Origin of the sequence: Nocardia sp. NPDC023733 (assembly GCF_040639775.1) — a bacterium.
Taxonomy (GTDB): domain Bacteria; phylum Actinomycetota; class Actinomycetes; order Mycobacteriales; family Mycobacteriaceae; genus Nocardia; species Nocardia rosealba.
In genome coordinates this window covers 86,686-106,332 of the sequence record NZ_JBFAAN010000011.1, presented here as the reverse complement: position 1 = coordinate 106,332, position 19,647 = coordinate 86,686, and the positions used below count along the sequence as shown (strand labels likewise).

Genomic DNA, 19,647 nt, shown 5'->3' with positions numbered 1-19,647 from the left:
TCGGTATTCCTTTCGATGGAGCAGAAATCAGGAGGCGCGGGAGCGCCGGATCAGCAGCAGGAGCAGTGGAGCGCCGACGGCGGCCGTGACGATGCCGATGGGCAGTTCGCGTGGCGCGAAAACGGTGCGCGCACCCACATCGGCGAGCACCAGGAACAGCGCGCCGAGCAGGGCGCTCACCACCAGCAGGTGCCGGTGGGTTCCGCCGACACACAGCCGCGCCACATGCGGAACGATGAGCCCGACGAAGCCGATCGCCCCCGCGACGGCCACCACTGCGCCGACGGCCAGTGCCACGATCAGCAACGCCCACAACCGGATTCGATTCGGGGCGAAGCCGAGCGTGCGCGCGGTGTCGTCACCCGCGGCGAGCGCGTCCAGGCGTGGCGCCATCAGCAGCACCGCGAGCAGGGCGCCCGCGACTACGGCGACGGTGGTCGCCACCGAGGACCACGCCGCCGGGGCGAGCGAGCCGAGCAGCCAGAACAGCACGGTCCGCGCGCCTTCGGGGCGGTCGGAGGCGAAGATCAGAAAGCTCGTGGCGGCCGAGAAGATGTAGCCGATGGTCACCCCGCCGAGCAACAGTCGCAGCGAGGTGAGCTGCCCGTTGATCCGGGAGATGGCGAACAGCAGCACCGTGGCGATCAGTGCCCCGATGAACGCACTCGCCGCGAGTGCGGCGGAGGTGGCCGCCGCGCTCACGCCGAACAGCAGGTAGACGGCGGCACCGGTCGAGGCGCCCGAGGTGACGCCGAGGATGTGCGGATCGGCGAGCACATTGCGCACGATGGTCTGCAGAACGGCGCCGGTGATCGCCAGGGCGGCGCCGACGAGCGCGCCGAGTAGCACACGCGGCACCCGGACGAGCCAGACGATCGAGTCCTGCGCGGTGGTCCAATCGGGAGCCACCGGTCGACCGAACGTGTGGTGGCCGATGATCCGGGCAACGGTGCCCGGCGGAACGGCCACCGGCCCGAGCCCGGCCGCCACCAACACAGTGCCGGCGAGTGCGATGAGCAGCCCACCGATCAGCAGCACTGCGCGCGTGCGGTGCCGTGCGTGATCGAGATCGTCGACGATCTGCTCGACCTCCAGTGTCGCGGTCATCGCGTCACCGCCTCTCGGGTCTCGGTCATCGACGGTGACCCGTCGGGGCCGTCATCGGTGAGTTCTGCTGCGCCGTCGGGAGTGTGGTCAGCCGGCGTGGGGTGGATCTCGGCGGCCTCCGCGACAACCGGGTTGTGTTCTTCCGCATCGTCCGACGGCCCGAAGAGGAGTTGGGTGGCGCCGAAGGCGGTGGTGCGGCGGACGGGGATGCGGTAGACGGGCTCGAGGGTTTCGGGGGTGAGGACCTCGTCGACCTCGCCTGCGGCGGCGACGCGGCCGTTGTCGAGCAGGACCAGGTGGTCGCAGTAGCGGGCGGCCAGGTTCAGGTCGTGCAGGACGACGATGGTCGTCGTCTTGTCGAGGCCTCGGACCAGGGAGAGCAGTTCGTGCTGGTAGCGGATGTCGAGGTGGTTGGTCGGTTCGTCGAGGAGCAGGTGGTCGGCCTGCTGGGCCAGGGCGCGGGCGATGAGGACGCGCTGACGCTCGCCGCCGGAGAGGGTCGCGAAGGGGCGGTCGGCCAGGTCGCGGGCGCCGACGCGGGCCAGGGCGGCGGCCGCGGTGATGCGGTCGGCGCGTGAATACCCTTGGAAGGCACCGACCCAGGGCGCCCGGCCGAGCAGAACCGTCTCGGCGACCGTGATCGGCGTGTCCGGTGGTGATTCCTGAGCGACGACGGCCAAGCGGGTGGCGAGGTCCCGTCCGCGCAGTGTGCCGACCGGGGTGGCATCGATCGTGATGGTCCCACCAGCCGGGCGCAGGGCGCGGTACAGCAGGCGCAGCAGCGTCGACTTGCCCGACCCGTTCGGGCCGATCAGCCCGACCGTGCTGCCCGGCTCGGCGCGGAAACTGATGTCGTCCAAGGTGATTCGTCCGCCGTAGCCGAAGCGGACCTGTTCGATGGTGATCATGCGGGTAGCTCTCTGCTCGGGAGGCGCTCGTGCGGAAGCCGGTGTCCCCGGGCCGGTCGGCGGGTGTGATGCACGCTCACCGCGCAGCCGAAGGAAGCGCAGAGCTGCTCTGCGGCAGCGAGTTTGGTGCGATAGTCGCGGTCGTTCTCGCTCAGCAGGATTCCGGTGGTCGTGCCGCTGTGCGCGACGACGACACCCACCGCGCCGAGCGCGCGTGCTTCCCGGATGGTCGAGTCCAGATGCGGGCGGTGGCGGAACGCGGCACTGAGCACAGCGCTGCGGGTGGCCACCGCGCCGATCGCCGTCACGTCCCCGCGCACGATCGCGACACCGAGTTCGTCGAGCAATCCGGCGTATTCGCGCTGGTGCCCGGGGCCGAAAGACGGTTCGGTGCGGTTGAATTCGACGGTGTCGACCATGCCGCCCTCGTCGCCGGTGACGATGGTCAGCGGCGGCAGGGCGCCCAGCCGGGTGTGCAGACGCACTTCCCGATGGAAATAGGCGACCGTGCCGGAATACATCACCCCGTCGGAGGGCTCGATGGCACGCAGGTCGGCTTCGAGTTCGGTGAGGCCGACCGTGCGGCCTTCGGCATCGGCGACCGCGCGAGCCGTCGCCACCAGGTCGGCGGTGGAGCTGGCCAGGCCTTTGCCCTCGGGCAATTCGCTGCGCACGGTGAGTCGTCCGCCGCGCAGCACCCGTGAGCGCGCGACCATCGCGCTCGCCAGGCGCCGAGCCTTCGACTTGTGGCCGGGGACGACGGTGATGTCGTCACCGCCTGGTTCGAAGACGGCGACGGAGCCGCGCTGGATGGGCAACGTGACGAGGAAATGGCGGTCCCCGTCGAGGACGCCTTGCAGCAGTTCCCCGCAACTGCCGTTGGCGCGGCCGACGCCGATACCCGGAGTGTCGGCCGTCCGGTGCTCGACGAAAGGCGTGCGCCACTCGCGCACCGGATGGCGGGAATCAGTCATGTGCGGTCTCCCGAGTGAGCGATGTCGGCATCGGGCAGCACGGCCCGCCGATGCAAGCCGAGGATCGTGACTGCGGACAGCACGCCGGTCCCGGCGCACAGCAGTGCGGGCGGCCAGGTGAGCGACCCGCCCGCCCGGTCGAGCACCGCGCCGCTGAGCGAGGTCGCGACGACGGTGAACAGTCCCGATGCCAGGTAAAAGGCCCCGAAATAGGTGCCGGTGAGCCGGTTTCCGGCGAAGCGGCCGATCGACTCGTTCACGAACGGCTGTACCGCCGTCACCCCGACGGCCAGCACTACCGCGCCTGCCACCACGGGAGTCACCCGCAGTACGGTCCCCGCGAGTCCACTGCCCACGCCGGTGACGACACCCGCGGCGGCCGGGGCGATCAGGAACGACACGCCCATGATCGCCATTCCGGCCGCCATCGCGGGCCCTCGCCGAGGCCGACGGACGAGCGCCGTGGTGACCCGAACCTGCAGGGCCACAACGGCTATGGTCTCCACCACGAACAGCGCGGCCACCGCCGCGGCGCGGTACCGGGGCTCGGCGCTGTCCTGTGCCTGCAACGTGAGCAGAAAATAGATCTGGCTCTGCAATGCGAACATCGGCATCAGGGCGAAGGTGAACGCCCAGAAACGGCGATCGGTGAACACGGTCGTGAAGTCGGCGCCGATCCCGCTCTCGTGCGCGGGCACCGGTCGCGCGGGCAGCAGTATCCACTGAACCACCGCAAGCACCACGAAAATCACGGCCGCGACCAGGGCGGATATCCGGAAGCCCGCCGCGATCAGCACGGTCCCCAGCACCGGCCCGATCGCCGATCCCGCATTGCCGAACACGTTGAACAGCGCGAACGCCTCCGCCGACCGCGAACCACTGTCGGTGGCGATATACGCGCGCACGGCCGGATTGAACAGCGCGCCCGCGAAACCCGTGAGGATCGCCGCCGCGAGCACCACCGGCAGTGAACCACCGAGTGCGAACAACGCGAACCCGAGCGCCCGCACGGCCAGCCCCACCATGATCACGCCCCGCGCCCCCAGCCGGTCCGCCGCCGAACCCCCGACGAGGAACAGGCCCTGCTGGCTCAGATTGCGCACCCCGAGCACGACACCGACCACCGCGGCCGACAGCGCGAGGTCGTGCAGCAGATAGTCGGCGAGAAACGGGATCAGCAGATAGAAACCGATATGCCCGACCAGATGATTGACCAGCAGCAACCGCACGCCCTCGGGCAGCGCGAGAAACGTCGTCCTCACCCGAGCACCTCGGCAGCGTCGTCGTGCACTGCGGTGGCGGGATCGGTCGACGCGGGGGCAGGGTCGCGGACCACTGTGCAACGGCCCCAGCCGCTGACCTCGGCGCTGTCGGGGGTCGGGATGGTTGTGGGTTCTGTTGCGGGAGGGGCGAACAGGCCGTTCGCGCAGCACCAGGTGTCGTTGTAGATGGTGCGGAGGTAGCGGTGGGGGCCGTCGGGGAAGACGGTGAGTACGCGGGAATCCGGTTCGCGGACGGCGATCCAGGCGGCGACGAGGGCGGCGGCACCGGTGCTCCAGCCGCCCGCGATTCCGGTGCGTGCCGCGAGTGCGCGGCAGGACGCGACGGCTTCGGCGGCACCGACCCAGTGCACCTCGTCGAAGTCGGCGTAGGCCACGTTGCGGGGCAGGATGCTGCTGCCGAGGCCGCGCATGAGCCTGCGGCGGTCGGGCTGACCGAAGATGCGTGAGCCCACGGCGTCGACGCCGATCACCCGCAGCCGAGGCCAGCGGGTACGCAGCACGCGGGTGAGTCCCGCACAGTGGCCGCCGGAACCGATCGAGGCGACGAGCACGTCGACGTCGTCGACCTGCGCGAGGATCTCGGCGCCCATGGCCTGGTAGCCACCGGCATTGTCGGGGTTGTCGTACTGGTCGGGCCAGTACGCGCCGGGTGTCGCGGCCAGCAGTTCGGCCAGCCGGTCGAGTCTGGCCTGCTGCCAGCCGCCGGTCGGGTGCGGGGTGGTGACCACCTCGAGGGTGATGCCGAACGCCGAGAAGAGGGCGCGCAGGTCCGGTTCCAGTTCGTCGTCGACCACCAGCACGATCGGGTGCCCGAGCGCCTTGCCTGCCAGGGCAAGACCCAATCCAAGTGTGCCGCTGGTCGATTCGATGATCGTCGCACCCGGTGCGAGGTCGCCGCGCGCGGCCGCCGCCCGCATCATCGAGACGGCCGCACGAGCCTTCATCCCGGCGATGCTCGCCGATTCGAGTTTGGCTGTGTACCAGCTGTTTCCGGTAGGGATCCGGATGACCGGGGTGCCGCCGATCAGCTGCAGCAGGCCGGGTTGCGGTGCGGTCATGAGAGCTCCCGGTAGGTGACCAGGGTGCTCGCGGCACCGTCGAGAGAGAAGAACGGATACGGCTCGGCCGAGATGGCGTGCACTCCGGCGCCGAGGAACCAGGGCAGCACCGCGCTGCCCGTCTGCGCGAAGAGAACCAGGGGTAGTCCCCGCTCGCGCGCGATGGCGCGGAAATCGTCGAATGTGCCGTTGCCCAGGGTCATTCCGGTGACGAGCAGTGCGTCGTAGTCGGACGGAGCCGATGCCACGGACTCGAAGATCGGTTCGCCCCACTCGGTGACACCGCCCGCGAGATCGCAGGGCACATAGGCGATGCCACGGTCGCGCAACTCGGCCAGCAGCGAACCGACCACCCCGACCACCAGTACCTTGGTGACCCCGGAGGGGAGCAGATCGATGACGGTGTCGGCGCGGCGCCGTGATTTCGTCAACGAGGTCGGTCCCGCCACAACCACGGCGCTACCGTGCAGACCCGCTGCCTCCGGATGCGGGTGCACATGCATCAGATAGGCATCGAGCGCCGCGACACGCACCGCCCCGACCCGGTGTTCGAGCAGGTCACCGACGGTCGCCGCGACACAGTCGTCGATCAGATCGCCGGTGGCCGAACCGGGTTCGAGCCCACACGAGCCGACTGCCGCACCGACCCGGATGCTGAGCACCTCGTTGCGGTAGGCGCGGGTGCGTCCTGCGTGCCTGGTGCCGTAGGTCGTGAGAAAGGCGGTCGATGCTTTCAGAGTGTCGGGGTCGGGGCCGAGTCGTCCGGACCGTGCCCACGTGGTGAGCTCGGCCACCGAGGCAGGGTGCGTCTGGATCACGCGGCACCGCCGTCGAGCTCGACGCGCAGCTCGGCGATCAGGGCATCGGCGAGTTTGCCTGCCTCGCCCGGATTTTCGGACGTCACGAGGACGTGGCCGAGGTAGGTGTTGTTGTCGGTGGCCGGTCGGACCTCGGCGCCGGGTTCCGGGAGTTTGTGTTCCACGATGCGCGGATCGTCGGCCCAGCCGGCCGCCCCAGCGACACGGGTAACCACGCCTGCCCGGTCGGGGACGGCGAAGGCGACGGCGGCGCTCCCGGCATCGGTCTGCCGTGGGGTGAGCTCAGGTGTCCCGCCCAGGACTGCCTCGACATGGGCCCTGGTGAGGTCGATGCCGGTGACCCGGCGGACCAGCTCGGTGATCCGGTTGCCCGCGGGCCGTGGGTTCACCTCGATCAGGCACGGCCCGTCCGTCGTGAGCTTGACCTCGGTATGGGCGACGGTCGCGTCGAGGCCGAGCGCTTCGACTGCCGCAACGGCGGTCTCGGCGACGGCACGGTGATCGACAGCCGACAGGTCGGCCGGGAACATATGGCCCGACTCGATGAAGGCGGGTGCGCCGGTGAGCTGCTTGTCGGTGACCCCGACGACAGTCGTCTGCCCGGCGACAGTCACCGTCTCCACACTGAATTCCGGCCCCTGCACGCATCTTTCGACCAGCACCTGCGGTGACCTGCGCTGCCCACGCGCGTTCACCGGGAATCCAGCGATACGCTCGACTGCGGCGCGCAACTCGGCGTCGTCGTCGACCCGGCACACGAACATCCCGCCACACAGATCGATCGGCTTCACCACCAGCGGATAGCCCAATCGATCTGCGGCGCCGAGGATCTCGTCCATCGTCTCGGCGACCGCGAAGTCCGGCCCGGGAACTCCGGCAGCGCGACAGATCTCGCGGGTCAGGTACTTGTCGCACGCTGCCACCACCGCCGCCCGGCCGGGGCCGGGCAGGCCGAGATCGGTGGCGATCGCGGCCACCGTCGGCAGGTAGTAGTCACACGAGGTGAGTACGCCGTCGAAACCGAAGAGCTCGTGCAGCTTTCGCACATACGGCACCAGCGCGGCCTCGTCGTTGGTCTCGGCGGTGAACACATTGTCAGCGGCCAGCAGCGGGTGCGGCGACGGTGTGCCCGGGCGGAGGTAATGCCCGAGATCCCTGGTCAGGAAGCTGAATCGGTGTCCGCCGTCCTTGATTCCCTGCGGCAGCAGGGTGCTCATCGAGCCGACCCAGCTCTCCACCATCAGAAGATGTCCCACTACGACCTCCCAGCCTCATCGAGATGATAATGATAACCATTATCGCTACGATTGCCACCGCCGGTCACCGCGATCGGCTGAAATCGATGAGGAATCACCCATGTTCTTGAAGAAAATCGCTGTGCCCGTGGCGCTTTCGCTCTCCGCTCTGGCCGTGACCGCAGCCGGAGCCCAGGCGGAACCCGCCGCACCGCGGCCGGTCGAATACACCGCGCACACCGACGGCACCACCTCGGTCATCGAGATCGAGCACGGTTCGCTGGGGGTCGACAACGGCACCCTGCAGGTGCGCGACTCCGCAGGCGCCGTCGTCGGCGCGACACCACTGACCTTCGCCATCGACGACTTCCAGTTCCCCATCGACGCCCGGGTCGACGGTCGAACGGCGACCCTCACCCCCACGCTGAACATGGACAAGGCCGTATACAAGCCGGTCGCGCTGCCGTTCGAGGACAAGGCGCCCTGGAAGTCCGAATACGACCGTGAACAGGCCGCCTGGTCCCGGATGACGAGCACCATCTCCATGGGCGCCACCATCGGCACCCTCGTCGGTGGCATCGGCGGCGCGGCCCTCGGTTGCCTCGCCGGTGCCGCCGCGGGCGTCGTGCTCACCGGTGCCCTGCTCACGCTGTTCGGTGCGGGACCGCTGGCCGGTTGTGTCGCGGGTGCGGCCGCCGTCGGTTTCCTCGGTGTCCTCGCGGGTCAGATCTTCGTCACCGCGCCGGTCGCCATCGGCGCGGTGATCCAGTACGTCACCACGATCAACCAGCCGTTCACGGCGCCTGCCAAGTAGGGCCCGCTCGTGCGGCTCGCCCACTGCCGGGCGGGCCGCACTGTCTGAGCGAAGTTCGTTACCCGCGCGTACGGTCGCGATTAGGCTGCGGTCATGAGCTCTGCCGTCCACGGATTCACCGACGACGCCCTCGGCGACCACGACGCCGTCGGCCTCGCCGCCGCACTGCGCGCCGGGGAGGTGAGCCGAGCCGAGGTGATCGAGGCCGCGATCGCCCGGACCCAGGCCGTCGACCCGCGCCTCGACGCCGTGCAGGTGCGCAGCTTCGAACGGGCCGCCTCGGCACCCGAAACCGCCGGCGTGTTCGCCGGGGTGCCCGCCTTCGTCAAAGACAACACCGATGTCGCCGGGCTGCCGAGCTGTCACGGGTCGGCCGCGTTCACGCCGCACCCGGTGACGGCGACCAGCGGACCCGCCGCGCAATTCCTGCACTCGGGTGTGGTCGTGCTCGGCAAGTCGACGCTGCCGGAGTTCGGGCTCACCGCGAGCACCGAGTTCGTCCACCGCCCACCGACGCGCAACCCGTGGAATCCGGAGTTCTCGGCGGGCGCGTCCTCGGGTGGGTCGGCGGCGCTGGTCGCGGCCGGGGCGGTGCCGATCGCCCATGCCAACGACGGCGGTGGTTCGATTCGCATTCCCGCCGCCGCGACGGGTCTGGTGGGACTGAAGCCCACCCGGTACCGGCTGCTCGACCAGCCGGGCGCGCGCAAACTGCCGGTGCATCTGGTGGCCGAGGGTGTGCTCACCCGGTCGGTGCGCGATACGGCGCATTACCTGGCCGCGGTCGAGAGTTTCGGTGCCCACCCGAAACTGGCGCCGGTGGGGCTGGTGGAAGGGCCGAGTGCGCGACGACTACGCATCGGCGTGGTCACCGCCGATGTATTCGGCAGACCGGTGCATCCCGACAACCGGGCCGTCCTCGATTCGGCCGTCCATGTCTTCGCGGGCCTCGGGCACGAGATCGTCGCGAAGCGGCTGGAGGTCGACCCGCGTTTCGTCGACGACTTCAAGCAGTACTGGGCGGTGATGGCCGCGGCGATGACGCTGTCGTTCCGGCTCGGTCATCGCGGACGATTCGATGCGCGCAAACTCGACCCGTTCACCACCGGCCTGATCGGAATGGCCAAACGCAATCCACTGGGTTCCGCGGCGGCCGCGTGGCGGCTGCGCGCCGGAACCGCCGCCTACGACCGGCACTTCGCCGACATCGATGTGATGCTCAGCCCGGTGCTGTCGCATCCGGCGCCGCGCATCGGTGAACTCGCGCCGGATCAGCCGTTCGACGACCTGTTCGCCAAGCTCGTCGACTATGTCGGCTTCACGCCGCTCAACAATGTCGGTGGGGGACCGGGCATCTCGCTTCCGCACGGACTGCTGCCGACGGGTCTGCCCGGCTCGGTGCAGCTGGCTGCCCCGCGCGGCGCGGAGCGAACCCTGCTCGACCTGGCCTACCAGCTGGAAGCGGCCAGCCCGTTCCCCCGGATCACCGACCGTCGCGCCGACGCGGGCGCGGCCTGAGGGCTCAGTTGTGGCGGGTCGCCACGTTGATCGGGCGGAGGCTGCCGGTGGTGCCCGCCTCGAACGCCCAGTGCTCGCCCCGCCAGGTGGGGTGCTCGGTGCGCCAGCGGTCGACCAGCCGAGGGTCTTCGAGGGAGGCGACGACACCGGCCGAACCGGTGTACTGCAGCCGCTCGTACTTGTGGCGGGTGATGGTGTCGACCGAGGTGACGGTGGCAAGAGCAGACATTCGAACTCCGGGATAGCGGGAACGGTGCGTGACGAGGCACGGCCCGGACCGGCGGCCCGGGGTGCTGCGGTGGCGCGTCACCGCTCGCAGCCGAGTATGCCGCTCGTCGCGATGCCGCGCGCAGGTTTCGAAAATCCTGTTGTTCGGATTAACGGATACCCGACACAAGATCGTTCGTCCGCCGCGAAGGGTTACGCCCTCACCAGCTCGGGCGGACCCGGCCGGGGGCGACCACCCGGGCCAACGCGTCCCTGACCTGCATGAGGTCGCCCGTGCCAAGGGTTCTGGACCAGTTTTTGGTGAGTTCGCCCAAGGCCGCGTCGGCGGCGCGAGTGCACGCCCAGCCGCGATCGGTGAGCGTGATGAGCCGGGCGCGTGCGTCGCGTGGGTGCGGATTGCGTTCGACGTAGCCCTTGGTGACCAGCTCGTCGACCAGTTGACTCGCCGCCTGCTTGGTGACGCCGAGATGCTCGGCGATCTCACCGACGGTCGCCCCTTCGGGTGCCATTCGCACGAAGGCGAATCCGTGTGCGGGCCGTACATCGGGGAAGCCGGCTGCGGCGACCCCGGCCTGGACTGCGTCGGTCACCTGGGCGGCTGCCGCGAGCAGCAACAAGGGGAGGTCACCGGCAGGGGGCATGCTCGACATTCTGGCACTTGACAGGATAGGAAAGCTACTTGACTATATAGACAAGGAAATTGACCATTAGGGAGACGCAATGCCGGTAGTCCGTTCCGCCGACGCCCAGGTGCACGAAGTGCACAACGCCCGCTTCACCTCGTTGATCCGCCCCGGCACCGGCAGTACCGACCTGTGCGTCTGGCAGACCGAGGTCGCGCCCGGCACGGTCGGCGTCGCTCACCGGATCCTCGGGGAAGAGGCATTCGTACTGCTCACGGGCGAAATCGTCCTCACCATCGACGGTGAGTCGGCCACCCTGCGACCCGGTGATGCCGCCGTGGCGCCCGCCGGTTCGCTCATCGCGCTCACCGACGAAGCCGGGGCGGGTGCGCGACTGCTGGTCACCGTCCGCGCCGGGTTCGCCGCGGAGTTGCCGGACGGGTCGACCTTCGTCCCGCCCTGGGCATCGTGACCGGTCACCACGGCTGTTTCGGTGGCTGAACTTGAAAGTTCGGTCAGCCGAACAATATAATTCCGGGATGAAGGTTGGGTTCCACCGTTCGCCGCGAGTACTCGCGGCGTGCGTGCTGAGTGTCATGGTGTTCGCGCTCACCGCTTGCGGTGGCGTCGCCGCGTCCGACGACGACCGGAAGGTCGTCCTCACCACCTTCACCGTGCTCGCCGATATGGCGCGCAATGTGGCCGGTGAGCATCTGCGGGTCGAGTCGATCACCAAGGTCGGCGCCGAGATCCACGGGTACGAGCCGACGCCGGGGGATATCAAGAAGGCCGCCAAGGCCGATCTCATCCTCGACAACGGCCTCAATCTCGAAGCCTGGTTCGCCCAGTTCGTCGCCGACCTCGAGGTGCCGCACGCCGTGGTGAGCGAGGGCGTGACACCGATGAACATCAGCGAGGACGCCTACGCGGGCAAGCCGAATCCGCACGCGTGGATGTCGCCGGTGAACGCGCAGATCTATGTGGACAACATGGTTCGCGCGTTCACCGACCTCGACCCCGACCACGCCGACGCCTACCGCGCCAACGGCGAGGCGTACAAAACCGAGCTCGGCGCGGTCCGTGACGAGCTGGTGGCCGCCGTCAGCACGTTGCCCGCCGACCAGAAAGCGCTGGTCACCTGCGAGGGGGCGTTCTCCTACCTGGCCCGCGACGCGGGGCTGACGGAGAAGTACATCTGGCCGGTCAACGCCGAACAGCAGGCCACACCGCAGCAGATCGGGTCGGTGATCGACTTCGTCCGCCAGCGTGGGGTGCCCGCCGTGTTCTGCGAGTCGACGGTGTCGGACGCGCCGATGCAGCGCGTGGTCGAGGCGACCGGTTCGCGCTTCGGCGGCACGCTGTATGTCGACTCGCTGTCGGAGGCGGACGGTCCCGTGCCGACCTACCTCGACCTGATCCGGCACGACGCCGACACCATCGCGGCGGCACTGGCGGGAGCGCCGAAATGACCGCGCCGGTTGTCGAAATCCAGGACGTGACAGTTCATTACGGCGATGTGCTCGCCCTCGACAACGTGGAACTCACCTTGAAATCGGGTCGGGTGTGCGGGCTCATCGGGATGAACGGGTCGGGGAAGTCGACACTGTTCAAGACCGTCATGGGGCTGGTGACGCCCGATCGTGGCCGGGTGCTGGTCAACGGTGGCGCACCCGCCGCCGCGCGCAAGGCGGGCGCCCTCGGGTACGTGCCGCAATCCGAGGACGTGGATTGGACGTTCCCGCTGTCGGTGCGTGATGTGGTGATGACCGGGCGCTACGGGAAAATGGGCTTCACCCGGCGCGCGAGCAAGGCCGACAAGGCCGCCGTGGAGGAGGCGCTGGCGCGGGTCGAACTCACCGACTTCGCCGACCGGCAGATCGGTCAGCTCTCCGGTGGACAGAAGAAACGGACCTTCGTGGCCCGCGGCATCGCGCAGGAGGCGACCATCCTGCTGCTGGACGAACCGTTCGCCGGTGTGGACAAGCGCTCCGAGGCCACCATCACCGCGCTGCTGCGTGAGCTGGCCGCCGGTGGCGCGACGATCCTCGTGTCCACCCACGACCTGCACGCCCTGCCCCAACTGGCCGACGAGGCAGTGCTTTTGAACCGCCGGGTGCTCGAACACGGCGACCCCGAGGTGGTGTTGCGGCCCGAGAACCTGGCCAAGGCATTCGGATTGGACACAGACCGGTGACCCTCGAAGAATTCTTCCTCGATCCGCTGCGTTACGAATTCATGGTCCGGGCGCTGGCGACCACGGTCACCGCGGCCGTGGTGTGCGCGGTGCTGTCGTGCTGGCTGGTGCTCATCGGCTGGTCGCTGATGGGTGACGCGGTGTCGCACGCGGTGCTGCCCGGGGTGGTGCTCGCCTACATCGTCGGCTGGCCGTTCGCGGTGGGTGCGGTGATCTTCGGGTTCCTCGCGGTCGCGTTGATCGGGGTGGTGCGCGATACCAGCCGGGTGAAGGAGGACGCGGCCATCGGGATCGTCTTCACGACGCTGTTCGCGTTCGGGTTGGTGCTGGTGTCGGTGACACCGAGCCAAACCGACTTGAACCACATCGTTTTCGGCAATCTGCTCGGGGTGAGCCGCGGGGAGATGATCCAGATCATGATCCTCGCGGCGATCGTGCTCGTGGCGTTGGTGCTCAAGCGTCGCGACTTCACTTTGTATGCCTTCGACGCCACCCACGCCCACGCCATCGGCCTCAATCCGCGTGTGCTCGGCACCGCGCTGCTCGCCCTGCTCGCCCTCACCTCGGTGGTGGCGTTGCAGGCGGTGGGTGTGGTGCTGGTGGTGGCCATGCTCATCATTCCGGGTGCCACGGCCTACCTGCTCACCGACCGTTTCTCGCGGATGCTGCTGATCGCGCCGACCGTGTCGGTGCTGTGCGCGGTCACCGGTCTGTACATCAGCTACCACCTCGACACCGCCGCGGGCGGGATGGTGGTGGTCACCCAGGGTGTCGCCTTCACCCTGGTCTACTTGTTCGCGCCGCGTCACGGCATCATCGGCCGCCGCATCACCGCGAGCCGGGCCCGTTCGGCCAAGCTCGCCGTCTGAACCTGTCGGTGCGTTTTGAGATGATCGGGTCATGACAGTCACCGGGGAAGACGTCCGCACCTTCGCCCTGTCCCTGCCCGGCACGGCGGAGGAATTCGCCTGGGGCATGCCGATTTTCAAGGTCTCGGGCCGGCTGTTCCTCACCCTCCCCGAGAACGAGACCTCGATGGCCGTCCGCTGCCCCATCATCGACCGCGACGAACTCGTCCAAGCCGAACCCGCCAAGTTCTGGATCGCCTCCCACGAAGCGAACAACGCCTGGGTCCGCGTCCACCTCTCCGCCCTCGACGACCACGACGAACTCACCGCCATCATCACCGACTCCTGGACCCAGGCCGCCCCCCGAGCATTGCTGGAGTCTCATGAGTCCGCTACCAACTAGGGTGGCGGGTCTTATGGGAATCAGCGCTACTGTGCACACTTTTGCTATTCAGCTCGCCGATGTGGATCGGGGGGTTTATGAGGAGTTGGAGTTGCGGGTGGCTCGGCATCCTTCCGAGACGCTCGAGTACATGGTGACGCGGATTCTGGCGTACTGCCTGCAGTACGAGGAGGGGATCGTGTTCAGTGAGGGTGGGATCTCGGCTACCGACGAGCCCGCGGTGCAGGTGCGGGATCTGACGGGGCGGACGACGGCGTGGATCGAGGTGGGGGCGCCGGACTCGGAGCGGATTCATCGGGGGAGCAAGCTGGCGGGGCGGGCGGCGGTGTACACGCATCGGGATCCGGTGAAGGTGCTCGCGCAGTACGCGGGCAAGAAGATTCACAACGCGGCCGCGATTCCGCTCTACAGTTTCGATCGGGCGTTCATCGACGAGGCCGCGCGGCTGGTGGATCGGCGCAATACCGCGAGCCTGTCGATCACCGAGGGCATGGTGTACCTCGATCTCAACGGCTCGAGTCTACGGACCGACATCATCGAACAACCGTTGGCCTGAACGGGTAATTTGGCGGGCACCTGTACGAGTGGAGGTTGCGGTGCCCACAGTGATGAGCCGGTTCGTGATTCCGGGGTTCCTGCGAGTAGCCCGCCGCAACCGCAACTACATCGATGCCGAACGCGCCGAGGCCCACATCCGCGAGCTGGCCCTTCGCCCACTGCCCTACGGCCCGCCACGCACCCTGCGCGGAGTCGACATCGCCGTGGTGCGCGATCGTGGCTGGCCCGTGTACACCCTCACCCCGCGCACCGGAAAATCACGCGGCGGCCTGGTGTACGCGCACGGTGGTGGCTGGGTCGGTGAGATCGCGGTGCAGCACTGGCGCCTGGCCGCCATGCTCGCGATCCGTGCCCGGCTCACGGTGACGGTGCCGATCTACCCCCTCATTCCGTTCGGCACGGCAGCGGACGTGATTCCCCGCGTAGCCGACCTCGTCCGCACCAGCGCCGACGAACACGGCCCCACCTTCCTCGCCGGCGATTCGGCGGGCGGCCAGATCGCCCTGTCCACCGCACTGCACCTACGCGACCTCGGCACCACACTGCCGCGCACCGTCCTCATCTCCCCGGCTCTCGACCTCACCCTCGAGAACCCGGAGATCGACGTCGTGCAGCAGCGCGACCCGTGGCTCGGTCGTGACGGCGGCCTCGTCTACGGCCGCCGGTGGAGCGGCGAGCTGCCGATGAAGGACCCCATGGTGAGCCCCCTGTTCGGCGATCTCACCGGCCTCGGCCCGATCACCCTGTTCACCGGCACCGACGACATCCTCAACCCCGACGCCCGCCTGCTGCGGGACAAGGCCCGCGCGGCCGGTGTCGACCTGGACTACATCGAGAAACCGGGCCTGGTGCACGTGTATCCGCTGACCCCGAGTCCCGAAGGCGCAACGGCCCGCCGCCACATCGCCACCACGCTGTGCGCGGATCTCGATGGCGCACAGGATGTTTCACCTCAACGCTGAGACAGGTGATAGTTGAACAGGATGGTCAGCTGGGTGACCGCCTGATCGAACGGATGCGCCGACTTGAGCGCCCGGCTGTGCACGATGGTGCCCTCGATGGTGGTGAGCAGGAACCCGGCCAGTGACACCGCCGTCGCGCGTTCGATCCCGGCCGCGACTATGCCGTCGGCCAGGCGCGCGGTCCATTCGGCGAAGGCCTGCCCGGCGATCGACTGCACCACCGGATCGCTTTCGTCCAGCGCGGCGGCCATCATGAACGATCCGGCCCGGAACTCGCTCTGTTCGAGCGGCACCCGCCAGAAGGCGAACAGGTCGGTCAGCCACTGCTGCGCCGACGGCGCGGTCTGCAGGGCGTCGGCCACGGCGCTGACGTGCGAGTACACCAGCCGCGACACGATGCGGGCCGCGGTCTGCACCAGTTCGCTCTTGCCGGAGGGAAAATGCTGGTAGAGCGAGTTACGTGAGGTATTGCTCCGCTTGAGCAGCTCGCTCAACGCCGCCGCGTGCACACCGTGCTCCTGCACGGTCGCGATGGTGTGCTCGATCAGTCGGGCGCGTGGTCCGGCCGGCATCCGACTCTCCTCCCCGAAACGCTTGATTGAACCGATCGGTTCATGTTAGACCTTATGACGGATGAACCGATCGGTTCACATGGAGAGGATGTCATGCCAACCCCCATCGCCACCTCGATTCCGACCACCCACACGGGAATTCTCGGCCTCGGCGTGTACCGGCCGCGCCGCGTCGTGCCCAACTCGGAGATCGTCGAGGCCATCGACTCCTCCGACGAATGGATCAAGACCCGATCCGGCATCGCCGCCAGGCACTGGGCCGAAGACGACGAGACCATCGTGTCGATGAGCACCGCTGCCGCGCGCGACGCCCTCACCGCGGCAGGCATCACCGCCGATCAGGTCGACGCCGTGCTGCTGGCGACCTCGTCGCAGATGGTGCTCGGCCCCTCGGCGGGCGCGGTGGTCGCCACCGAACTCGGCATGCACGACACCGCCGCCTACGACATCTCCGCCGGGTGCGCGGGCTTCTGCTACGCGCTGGCCGATGCCGCCAACCTGGTCCGGTCCGGTCAGGCGCGCCACGTGCTGGTGATCGGTGTGGAACGGCTCTCGGACCTGCTCGACCGCACCGATCGCGGTACGGCGTTCATCTTCGCCGACGGCGCGGGCGCGGTGGTCGTCGGCGCCGCCGAGCAGGAGGGGATCGGCCCGGTGGCGTGGGGCTCGGACGGGTCACGTACCTCGGCGATCAAGCAGGACAAGGACTTCCAGGAGTACTTCGCCGAAGTGGCGGCCGCCGAGGCCAGTGGCGGCACGACGGTGCGGCCCTACATCCGGATGAACGGCACGGAGGTATTCCGCTGGGCCGTCACCTTTTTGGAGCAGGCGTGCCGGGAGGCCTTGAAGCTGGCCGGTGTCACCGCCGCCGACCTGGACGCCTTCGTGCCGCACCAGGCCAATATCCGCATCACCGACGCGCTGGTCCGCACCCTCGACCTGCCCGACACCGTCGCCGTGGCGCGCGACATCGTCGACACCGGTAACACCAGTGCCGCCTCGATCCCGATGGCCATGGAACAGTTGCTGCGCAGCGGCGGCGCCGAACCCGGCCAGACCGCGTTGCTGCTCGGCTTCGGTGCGGGTCTGGCGTACGCGGGCCAGGTGGTGCACCTGCCACCGATCGTCTAGCCGGTGAAGCGTTTCTCGCTCTCGCCCAACATCTCCAGCGCGCACCGCACCGACTGCTCGAGCACCTGCTCGGGTTCGCCGTCGAAATTGCGGTGCACGGCCCAGGAGGTGTCGCGGGTGGCGACAGCGCACCACACCGACCCCGCCGGTTCGCCGTCCTGATCGCCCGGCCCACCGACACCGGTGGTCGCGGCGGCGATATCGGCGTCGGTCAGCGCCCGCACGCCTTCGGCCATGGCCAGTGCGGCCGTCTCCGACACCACCGGCACGTCGGGCACACCGAGAACGGACTGTTTCACCGTCACGGAGTAGGCGACGACCCCGCCGCGGAACCATTGCGCGGAGTCGGGTGCCGCCGCGAGGGCGGCGGCGAGGTTACCGCCGGTGAGGGATTCGGCTACGGCGACTGTCAGCCCGTGACGCTTGGCGAAGTCGCCGACATCTGCTGCGGTGGTGATGATGGCCTCCTTTGACGCGCCTGATCGCTGACCGGAACAGCGTAGGCCGCCCCGTCGCGGATGCCGAACTCGAACCGGCACGGGAACAGCGACGGTAGGCCGGTGGCGCGCAGGTCGTAGTTCGCGGCGAGGGTCTGCATGGCCCAGTTCTGCAAAGAATCCGGCAGTCGCAGGGTGGTGCCGTCTACGCAGGAAACATAGGCGTGGGTCTGTTCACCGTCGACCGGAAGCGGATTGCGCAATCCGACTGCGCCGATGTCGAGAATTCGCCCGGAGTTGTGGGGAGAAGCGACGCTCGGCAAATCCAACTCGATGTCGTCCATGTGGGAAACCGTAACGCAGCAACTATCCAGGGAACATCGAAATCACGCCCCCTATACCGAACTTCGCAACATTGGCTGACCGCCGCAGGTGTGACGAACGGTCTGCGCCCATCGCAACACCATCGCAAAGAACCGGAAATCTTCTCGTTCCATGAGCTTCATCGCCGGGTCCTCGACTGGTTCTCACCCCGCCATGGGGCGCGTGAATGCTTCGATCCGGCCCTCGACGCGCCCTGCCAGGTGCCGACGTCGAGGCGATACCGCTCGAACCTGATGAGGGGAAGAATGACAATCAAACGCTTCTACGTGGCCACGGCCGCCGCGGTCGCACTCGGTGGTTTCGCCGCCGGTTCCGCCGGCGCCGACGCTTTCGTCCCGCTGCCCGACGGCCAGAAGGCAGGCCCGGGCGTGACGATCACCCGCACCGCCGAGCGCGCCACCGTTTCGCCGTCGCTTGCGGCCAACGGCGCGGGCCGCGTCGCCTGGGTCTCGGGCACCGTCACCGCCGACGTCACCGCGACGCCGGAGGGCGAGGTCGGCCCGTTCAACGGTCCGGCGGGCAAGGACGGCTCCAACAACTCCTCCACCCACGGCGCCTCGCAGCTCAACACCGGCTACATCGTCGGTTGCCAGGTGGCCATCGGTGACGACGCCATCTCCGCGGGCGTCTCCGGCGGCATCGACCTGTCCGGCGGCAGCATCGGCGGCTCGGTCGGCCTCGACCTGGGCCCCGGCGAGGTGAAGTTCGTCCAGATCGAGAAGAAGGACATCCTGAAGGCGGGCGTCTACTCGGTCGAGTACCAGGACGTCGAGATCGAGATCCAGGGCTGCGCCGGTTACGCACAGGCCCGCGCCTACTCGGTCGTGGAGATCATCGGCGACCACTACTCCAAGACCACCCTCTACGGTGCCCCGTTCAGCATCGGCTGAGCGCATCCGACTTCGATCGCAAGGAATGACACACATGATCGACCGTAAGAATTCGGCCCGCATGGCCGGTCTGGTCGGCGCGGCCGCCGTGACCTTCGGCCTGCTGTCCGCCGGTGCCGCCAACGCCGACACCTTCGTTCCGCTGCCCGGCGGCGAGATCGTCAAGACCCTGTCCGACGGTTCGACCGTCACCGTCCGCCTGGTCGGCGAGTCGGCCCTCATCAGCCCGTCGATGGGCTCGACCCCGGTGCACCGCAACGCGTGGGTGTCCGGCTCCGCGCAGGTCGAGGTCTCCGGTAACGCCAAGGGCGGCAAGATCTACCCCGGTTACGTGGTGGGCTGCCAGGTCAACATCGACGGCGGCGGCGTCGAGGGTGGCGTCGAGGGCGAGAGCAGCTGGGACGGCGAGGACGTGAGCGTCGGCGCCGAGTCCGGTGCCGAACTGAGCCTCGGCCCCGGCCAGGCCAAGTCGTTCTACATTCTCGACATCGAGAAGGCCGACGACTACGGCAACGAGGACCACGGCACCAACAACAAGTTCAAGGGCAAGAGCGGCTCGGTGACCTGGGCCGACTCGACCATCGGCCTGAGCGGCTGCGCCGGGTACGCCCAGGCGCGTGCCTTCGTGAAGGTCAAGGTGGAGACCGAGAACGTGAGCTCGGTCGTCACCCTGTGGGGCCAGCCCTTCAGCATCGGCTGATC

Annotated in this window: 24 protein-coding genes; 12 read left to right on the top strand and 12 right to left on the bottom strand. The window is 68.5% G+C overall.

The annotated features are described in order from the left end of the window. Positions 1–27: 27 nt before the first annotated feature. Genes AB0F86_RS28620 through AB0F86_RS28590 form a run of 7 tightly spaced genes read right to left on the bottom strand, consistent with a single transcriptional unit; the run spans position 28 to position 7,404 of the window. The gene (locus AB0F86_RS28620; RefSeq protein ID WP_356987109.1) at positions 28–1,107 is read right to left on the bottom strand and encodes an iron ABC transporter permease; all 1,080 of its coding nucleotides are present in this window, start codon (positions 1,105–1,107) and stop codon (positions 28–30) included. Then, complete coding sequence (locus tag AB0F86_RS28615) at positions 1,104–2,015, bottom strand: ABC transporter ATP-binding protein (protein ID WP_356987107.1); 912 nt, start codon at positions 2,013–2,015, stop codon at positions 1,104–1,106. The genes AB0F86_RS28620 and AB0F86_RS28615 overlap by 4 nt, the downstream gene beginning before the upstream one ends. After that, positions 2,012–2,989, bottom strand: a complete 978-nt coding sequence (locus AB0F86_RS28610; RefSeq protein ID WP_356987105.1) for a hypothetical protein — start codon at positions 2,987–2,989, stop codon at positions 2,012–2,014. The genes AB0F86_RS28615 and AB0F86_RS28610 overlap by 4 nt, the downstream gene beginning before the upstream one ends. Further along, complete coding sequence (locus AB0F86_RS28605; protein ID WP_356987103.1) at positions 2,986–4,251, bottom strand: MFS transporter; 1,266 nt, start codon at positions 4,249–4,251, stop codon at positions 2,986–2,988. Before AB0F86_RS28605 ends, AB0F86_RS28610 begins: the two co-directional genes overlap by 4 nt. After that, positions 4,248–5,330, bottom strand: coding sequence for a cysteine synthase family protein (locus AB0F86_RS28600; protein WP_356987102.1), 1,083 nt, complete (start codon positions 5,328–5,330; stop codon positions 4,248–4,250). Before AB0F86_RS28600 ends, AB0F86_RS28605 begins: the two co-directional genes overlap by 4 nt. After that, the gene (locus AB0F86_RS28595) at positions 5,327–6,148 is read right to left on the bottom strand and encodes a hypothetical protein (protein WP_356987100.1); all 822 of its coding nucleotides are present in this window, start codon (positions 6,146–6,148) and stop codon (positions 5,327–5,329) included. Before AB0F86_RS28595 ends, AB0F86_RS28600 begins: the two co-directional genes overlap by 4 nt. After that, positions 6,145–7,404 carry an ATP-grasp domain-containing protein gene (locus tag AB0F86_RS28590; protein ID WP_356987098.1) on the bottom strand — a complete coding sequence of 420 codons (1,260 nt, stop codon included), beginning with the start codon at positions 7,402–7,404 and terminating at the stop codon, positions 6,145–6,147. Before AB0F86_RS28590 ends, AB0F86_RS28595 begins: the two co-directional genes overlap by 4 nt. 100 nt (positions 7,405–7,504) lie before the next feature. On the opposite strand from AB0F86_RS28590, the gene AB0F86_RS28585 reads away from it, so the two are divergent. Further along, a complete protein-coding gene (locus tag AB0F86_RS28585) occupies positions 7,505–8,197 on the top strand; it encodes a hypothetical protein (protein ID WP_356987096.1) in 693 nt (230 codons plus the stop codon). Positions 8,198–8,290: 93 nt separating this feature from the next. Further along, positions 8,291–9,715: an amidase gene (locus AB0F86_RS28580; RefSeq protein WP_067642664.1), complete on the top strand. Its 1,425-nt coding sequence runs from the start codon at positions 8,291–8,293 to the stop codon at positions 9,713–9,715. 4 nt (positions 9,716–9,719) lie between these two features. Here the strand turns inward: AB0F86_RS28580 and AB0F86_RS28575 are convergent, their stop codons facing one another. Further along, a complete protein-coding gene (locus AB0F86_RS28575; protein WP_181700119.1) occupies positions 9,720–9,944 on the bottom strand; it encodes a hypothetical protein in 225 nt (74 codons plus the stop codon). Between the two features lie 199 nt (positions 9,945–10,143). After that, positions 10,144–10,593 (bottom strand): MarR family transcriptional regulator, encoded by a 450-nt coding sequence (locus tag AB0F86_RS28570; protein WP_356987094.1) that lies wholly within the window; start codon positions 10,591–10,593, stop codon positions 10,144–10,146. Positions 10,594–10,663: 70 nt separating this feature from the next. Between AB0F86_RS28570 and AB0F86_RS28565 the strand changes: the two genes are divergently transcribed. The 7 genes from AB0F86_RS28565 (at position 10,664) to AB0F86_RS28535 (ending at position 15,531) form a co-directional block, all read left to right on the top strand. Then, a complete protein-coding gene (locus tag AB0F86_RS28565; RefSeq protein ID WP_356987092.1) occupies positions 10,664–11,038 on the top strand; it encodes a cupin domain-containing protein in 375 nt (124 codons plus the stop codon). Between the two features lie 67 nt (positions 11,039–11,105). Next, entirely contained in the window at positions 11,106–12,035 is a 930-nt protein-coding gene (locus AB0F86_RS28560; RefSeq protein WP_356987090.1) for a metal ABC transporter substrate-binding protein, read from the top strand. Then, a complete protein-coding gene (locus tag AB0F86_RS28555; RefSeq protein ID WP_356987088.1) occupies positions 12,032–12,760 on the top strand; it encodes a metal ABC transporter ATP-binding protein in 729 nt (242 codons plus the stop codon). The genes AB0F86_RS28560 and AB0F86_RS28555 overlap by 4 nt, the downstream gene beginning before the upstream one ends. Then, positions 12,757–13,629: a metal ABC transporter permease gene (locus AB0F86_RS28550; protein ID WP_181700129.1), complete on the top strand. Its 873-nt coding sequence runs from the start codon at positions 12,757–12,759 to the stop codon at positions 13,627–13,629. Before AB0F86_RS28555 ends, AB0F86_RS28550 begins: the two co-directional genes overlap by 4 nt. A 31-nt stretch (positions 13,630–13,660) precedes the next feature. Next, positions 13,661–14,011, top strand: coding sequence for an MmcQ/YjbR family DNA-binding protein (locus AB0F86_RS28545; protein ID WP_356987086.1), 351 nt, complete (start codon positions 13,661–13,663; stop codon positions 14,009–14,011). Continuing rightward, on the top strand, positions 13,992–14,567 hold the full coding sequence (locus AB0F86_RS28540) for a YaeQ family protein (protein WP_356987084.1): 576 nt from the start codon (positions 13,992–13,994) through the stop codon (positions 14,565–14,567). Before AB0F86_RS28545 ends, AB0F86_RS28540 begins: the two co-directional genes overlap by 20 nt. A gap of 40 nt (positions 14,568–14,607) precedes the next feature. Beyond that, on the top strand, positions 14,608–15,531 hold the full coding sequence (locus tag AB0F86_RS28535; RefSeq protein WP_356987083.1) for an alpha/beta hydrolase: 924 nt from the start codon (positions 14,608–14,610) through the stop codon (positions 15,529–15,531). Here the strand turns inward: AB0F86_RS28535 and AB0F86_RS28530 are convergent. Then, entirely contained in the window at positions 15,522–16,103 is a 582-nt protein-coding gene (locus AB0F86_RS28530; RefSeq protein WP_067642643.1) for a TetR/AcrR family transcriptional regulator, read from the bottom strand. The two genes, AB0F86_RS28535 and AB0F86_RS28530, sit on opposite strands and share 10 nt — an antisense overlap. Before the next feature lie 93 nt (positions 16,104–16,196). Here AB0F86_RS28530 and AB0F86_RS28525 point away from each other — a divergent pair, with 93 nt between their 5' ends. Next, positions 16,197–17,234 carry a beta-ketoacyl-ACP synthase 3 gene (locus AB0F86_RS28525; protein ID WP_181700137.1) on the top strand — a complete coding sequence of 346 codons (1,038 nt, stop codon included), beginning with the start codon at positions 16,197–16,199 and terminating at the stop codon, positions 17,232–17,234. On the opposite strand, the gene AB0F86_RS28520 is transcribed toward AB0F86_RS28525, so the two are convergent. Together AB0F86_RS28520 and AB0F86_RS28515 are read right to left on the bottom strand one after the other, a co-directional pair. Continuing rightward, entirely contained in the window at positions 17,231–17,647 is a 417-nt protein-coding gene (locus AB0F86_RS28520; protein WP_245655491.1) for a CinA family protein, read from the bottom strand. The genes AB0F86_RS28525 and AB0F86_RS28520 overlap by 4 nt on opposite strands. Beyond that, positions 17,644–18,015 carry a hypothetical protein gene (locus AB0F86_RS28515; protein WP_157105087.1) on the bottom strand — a complete coding sequence of 124 codons (372 nt, stop codon included), beginning with the start codon at positions 18,013–18,015 and terminating at the stop codon, positions 17,644–17,646. The genes AB0F86_RS28520 and AB0F86_RS28515 overlap by 4 nt, the downstream gene beginning before the upstream one ends. A 285-nt stretch (positions 18,016–18,300) precedes the next feature. On the opposite strand from AB0F86_RS28515, the gene AB0F86_RS28510 reads away from it, so the two are divergent. Both AB0F86_RS28510 and AB0F86_RS28505 read left to right on the top strand, forming a co-directional pair. Further along, positions 18,301–18,945 carry an MspA family porin gene (locus AB0F86_RS28510; RefSeq protein ID WP_225280896.1) on the top strand — a complete coding sequence of 215 codons (645 nt, stop codon included), beginning with the start codon at positions 18,301–18,303 and terminating at the stop codon, positions 18,943–18,945. A 34-nt stretch (positions 18,946–18,979) separates the two neighbouring features. Further along, the gene (locus AB0F86_RS28505; protein WP_067496968.1) at positions 18,980–19,645 is read left to right on the top strand and encodes an MspA family porin; all 666 of its coding nucleotides are present in this window, start codon (positions 18,980–18,982) and stop codon (positions 19,643–19,645) included. Positions 19,646–19,647: the final 2 nt, after the last annotated feature.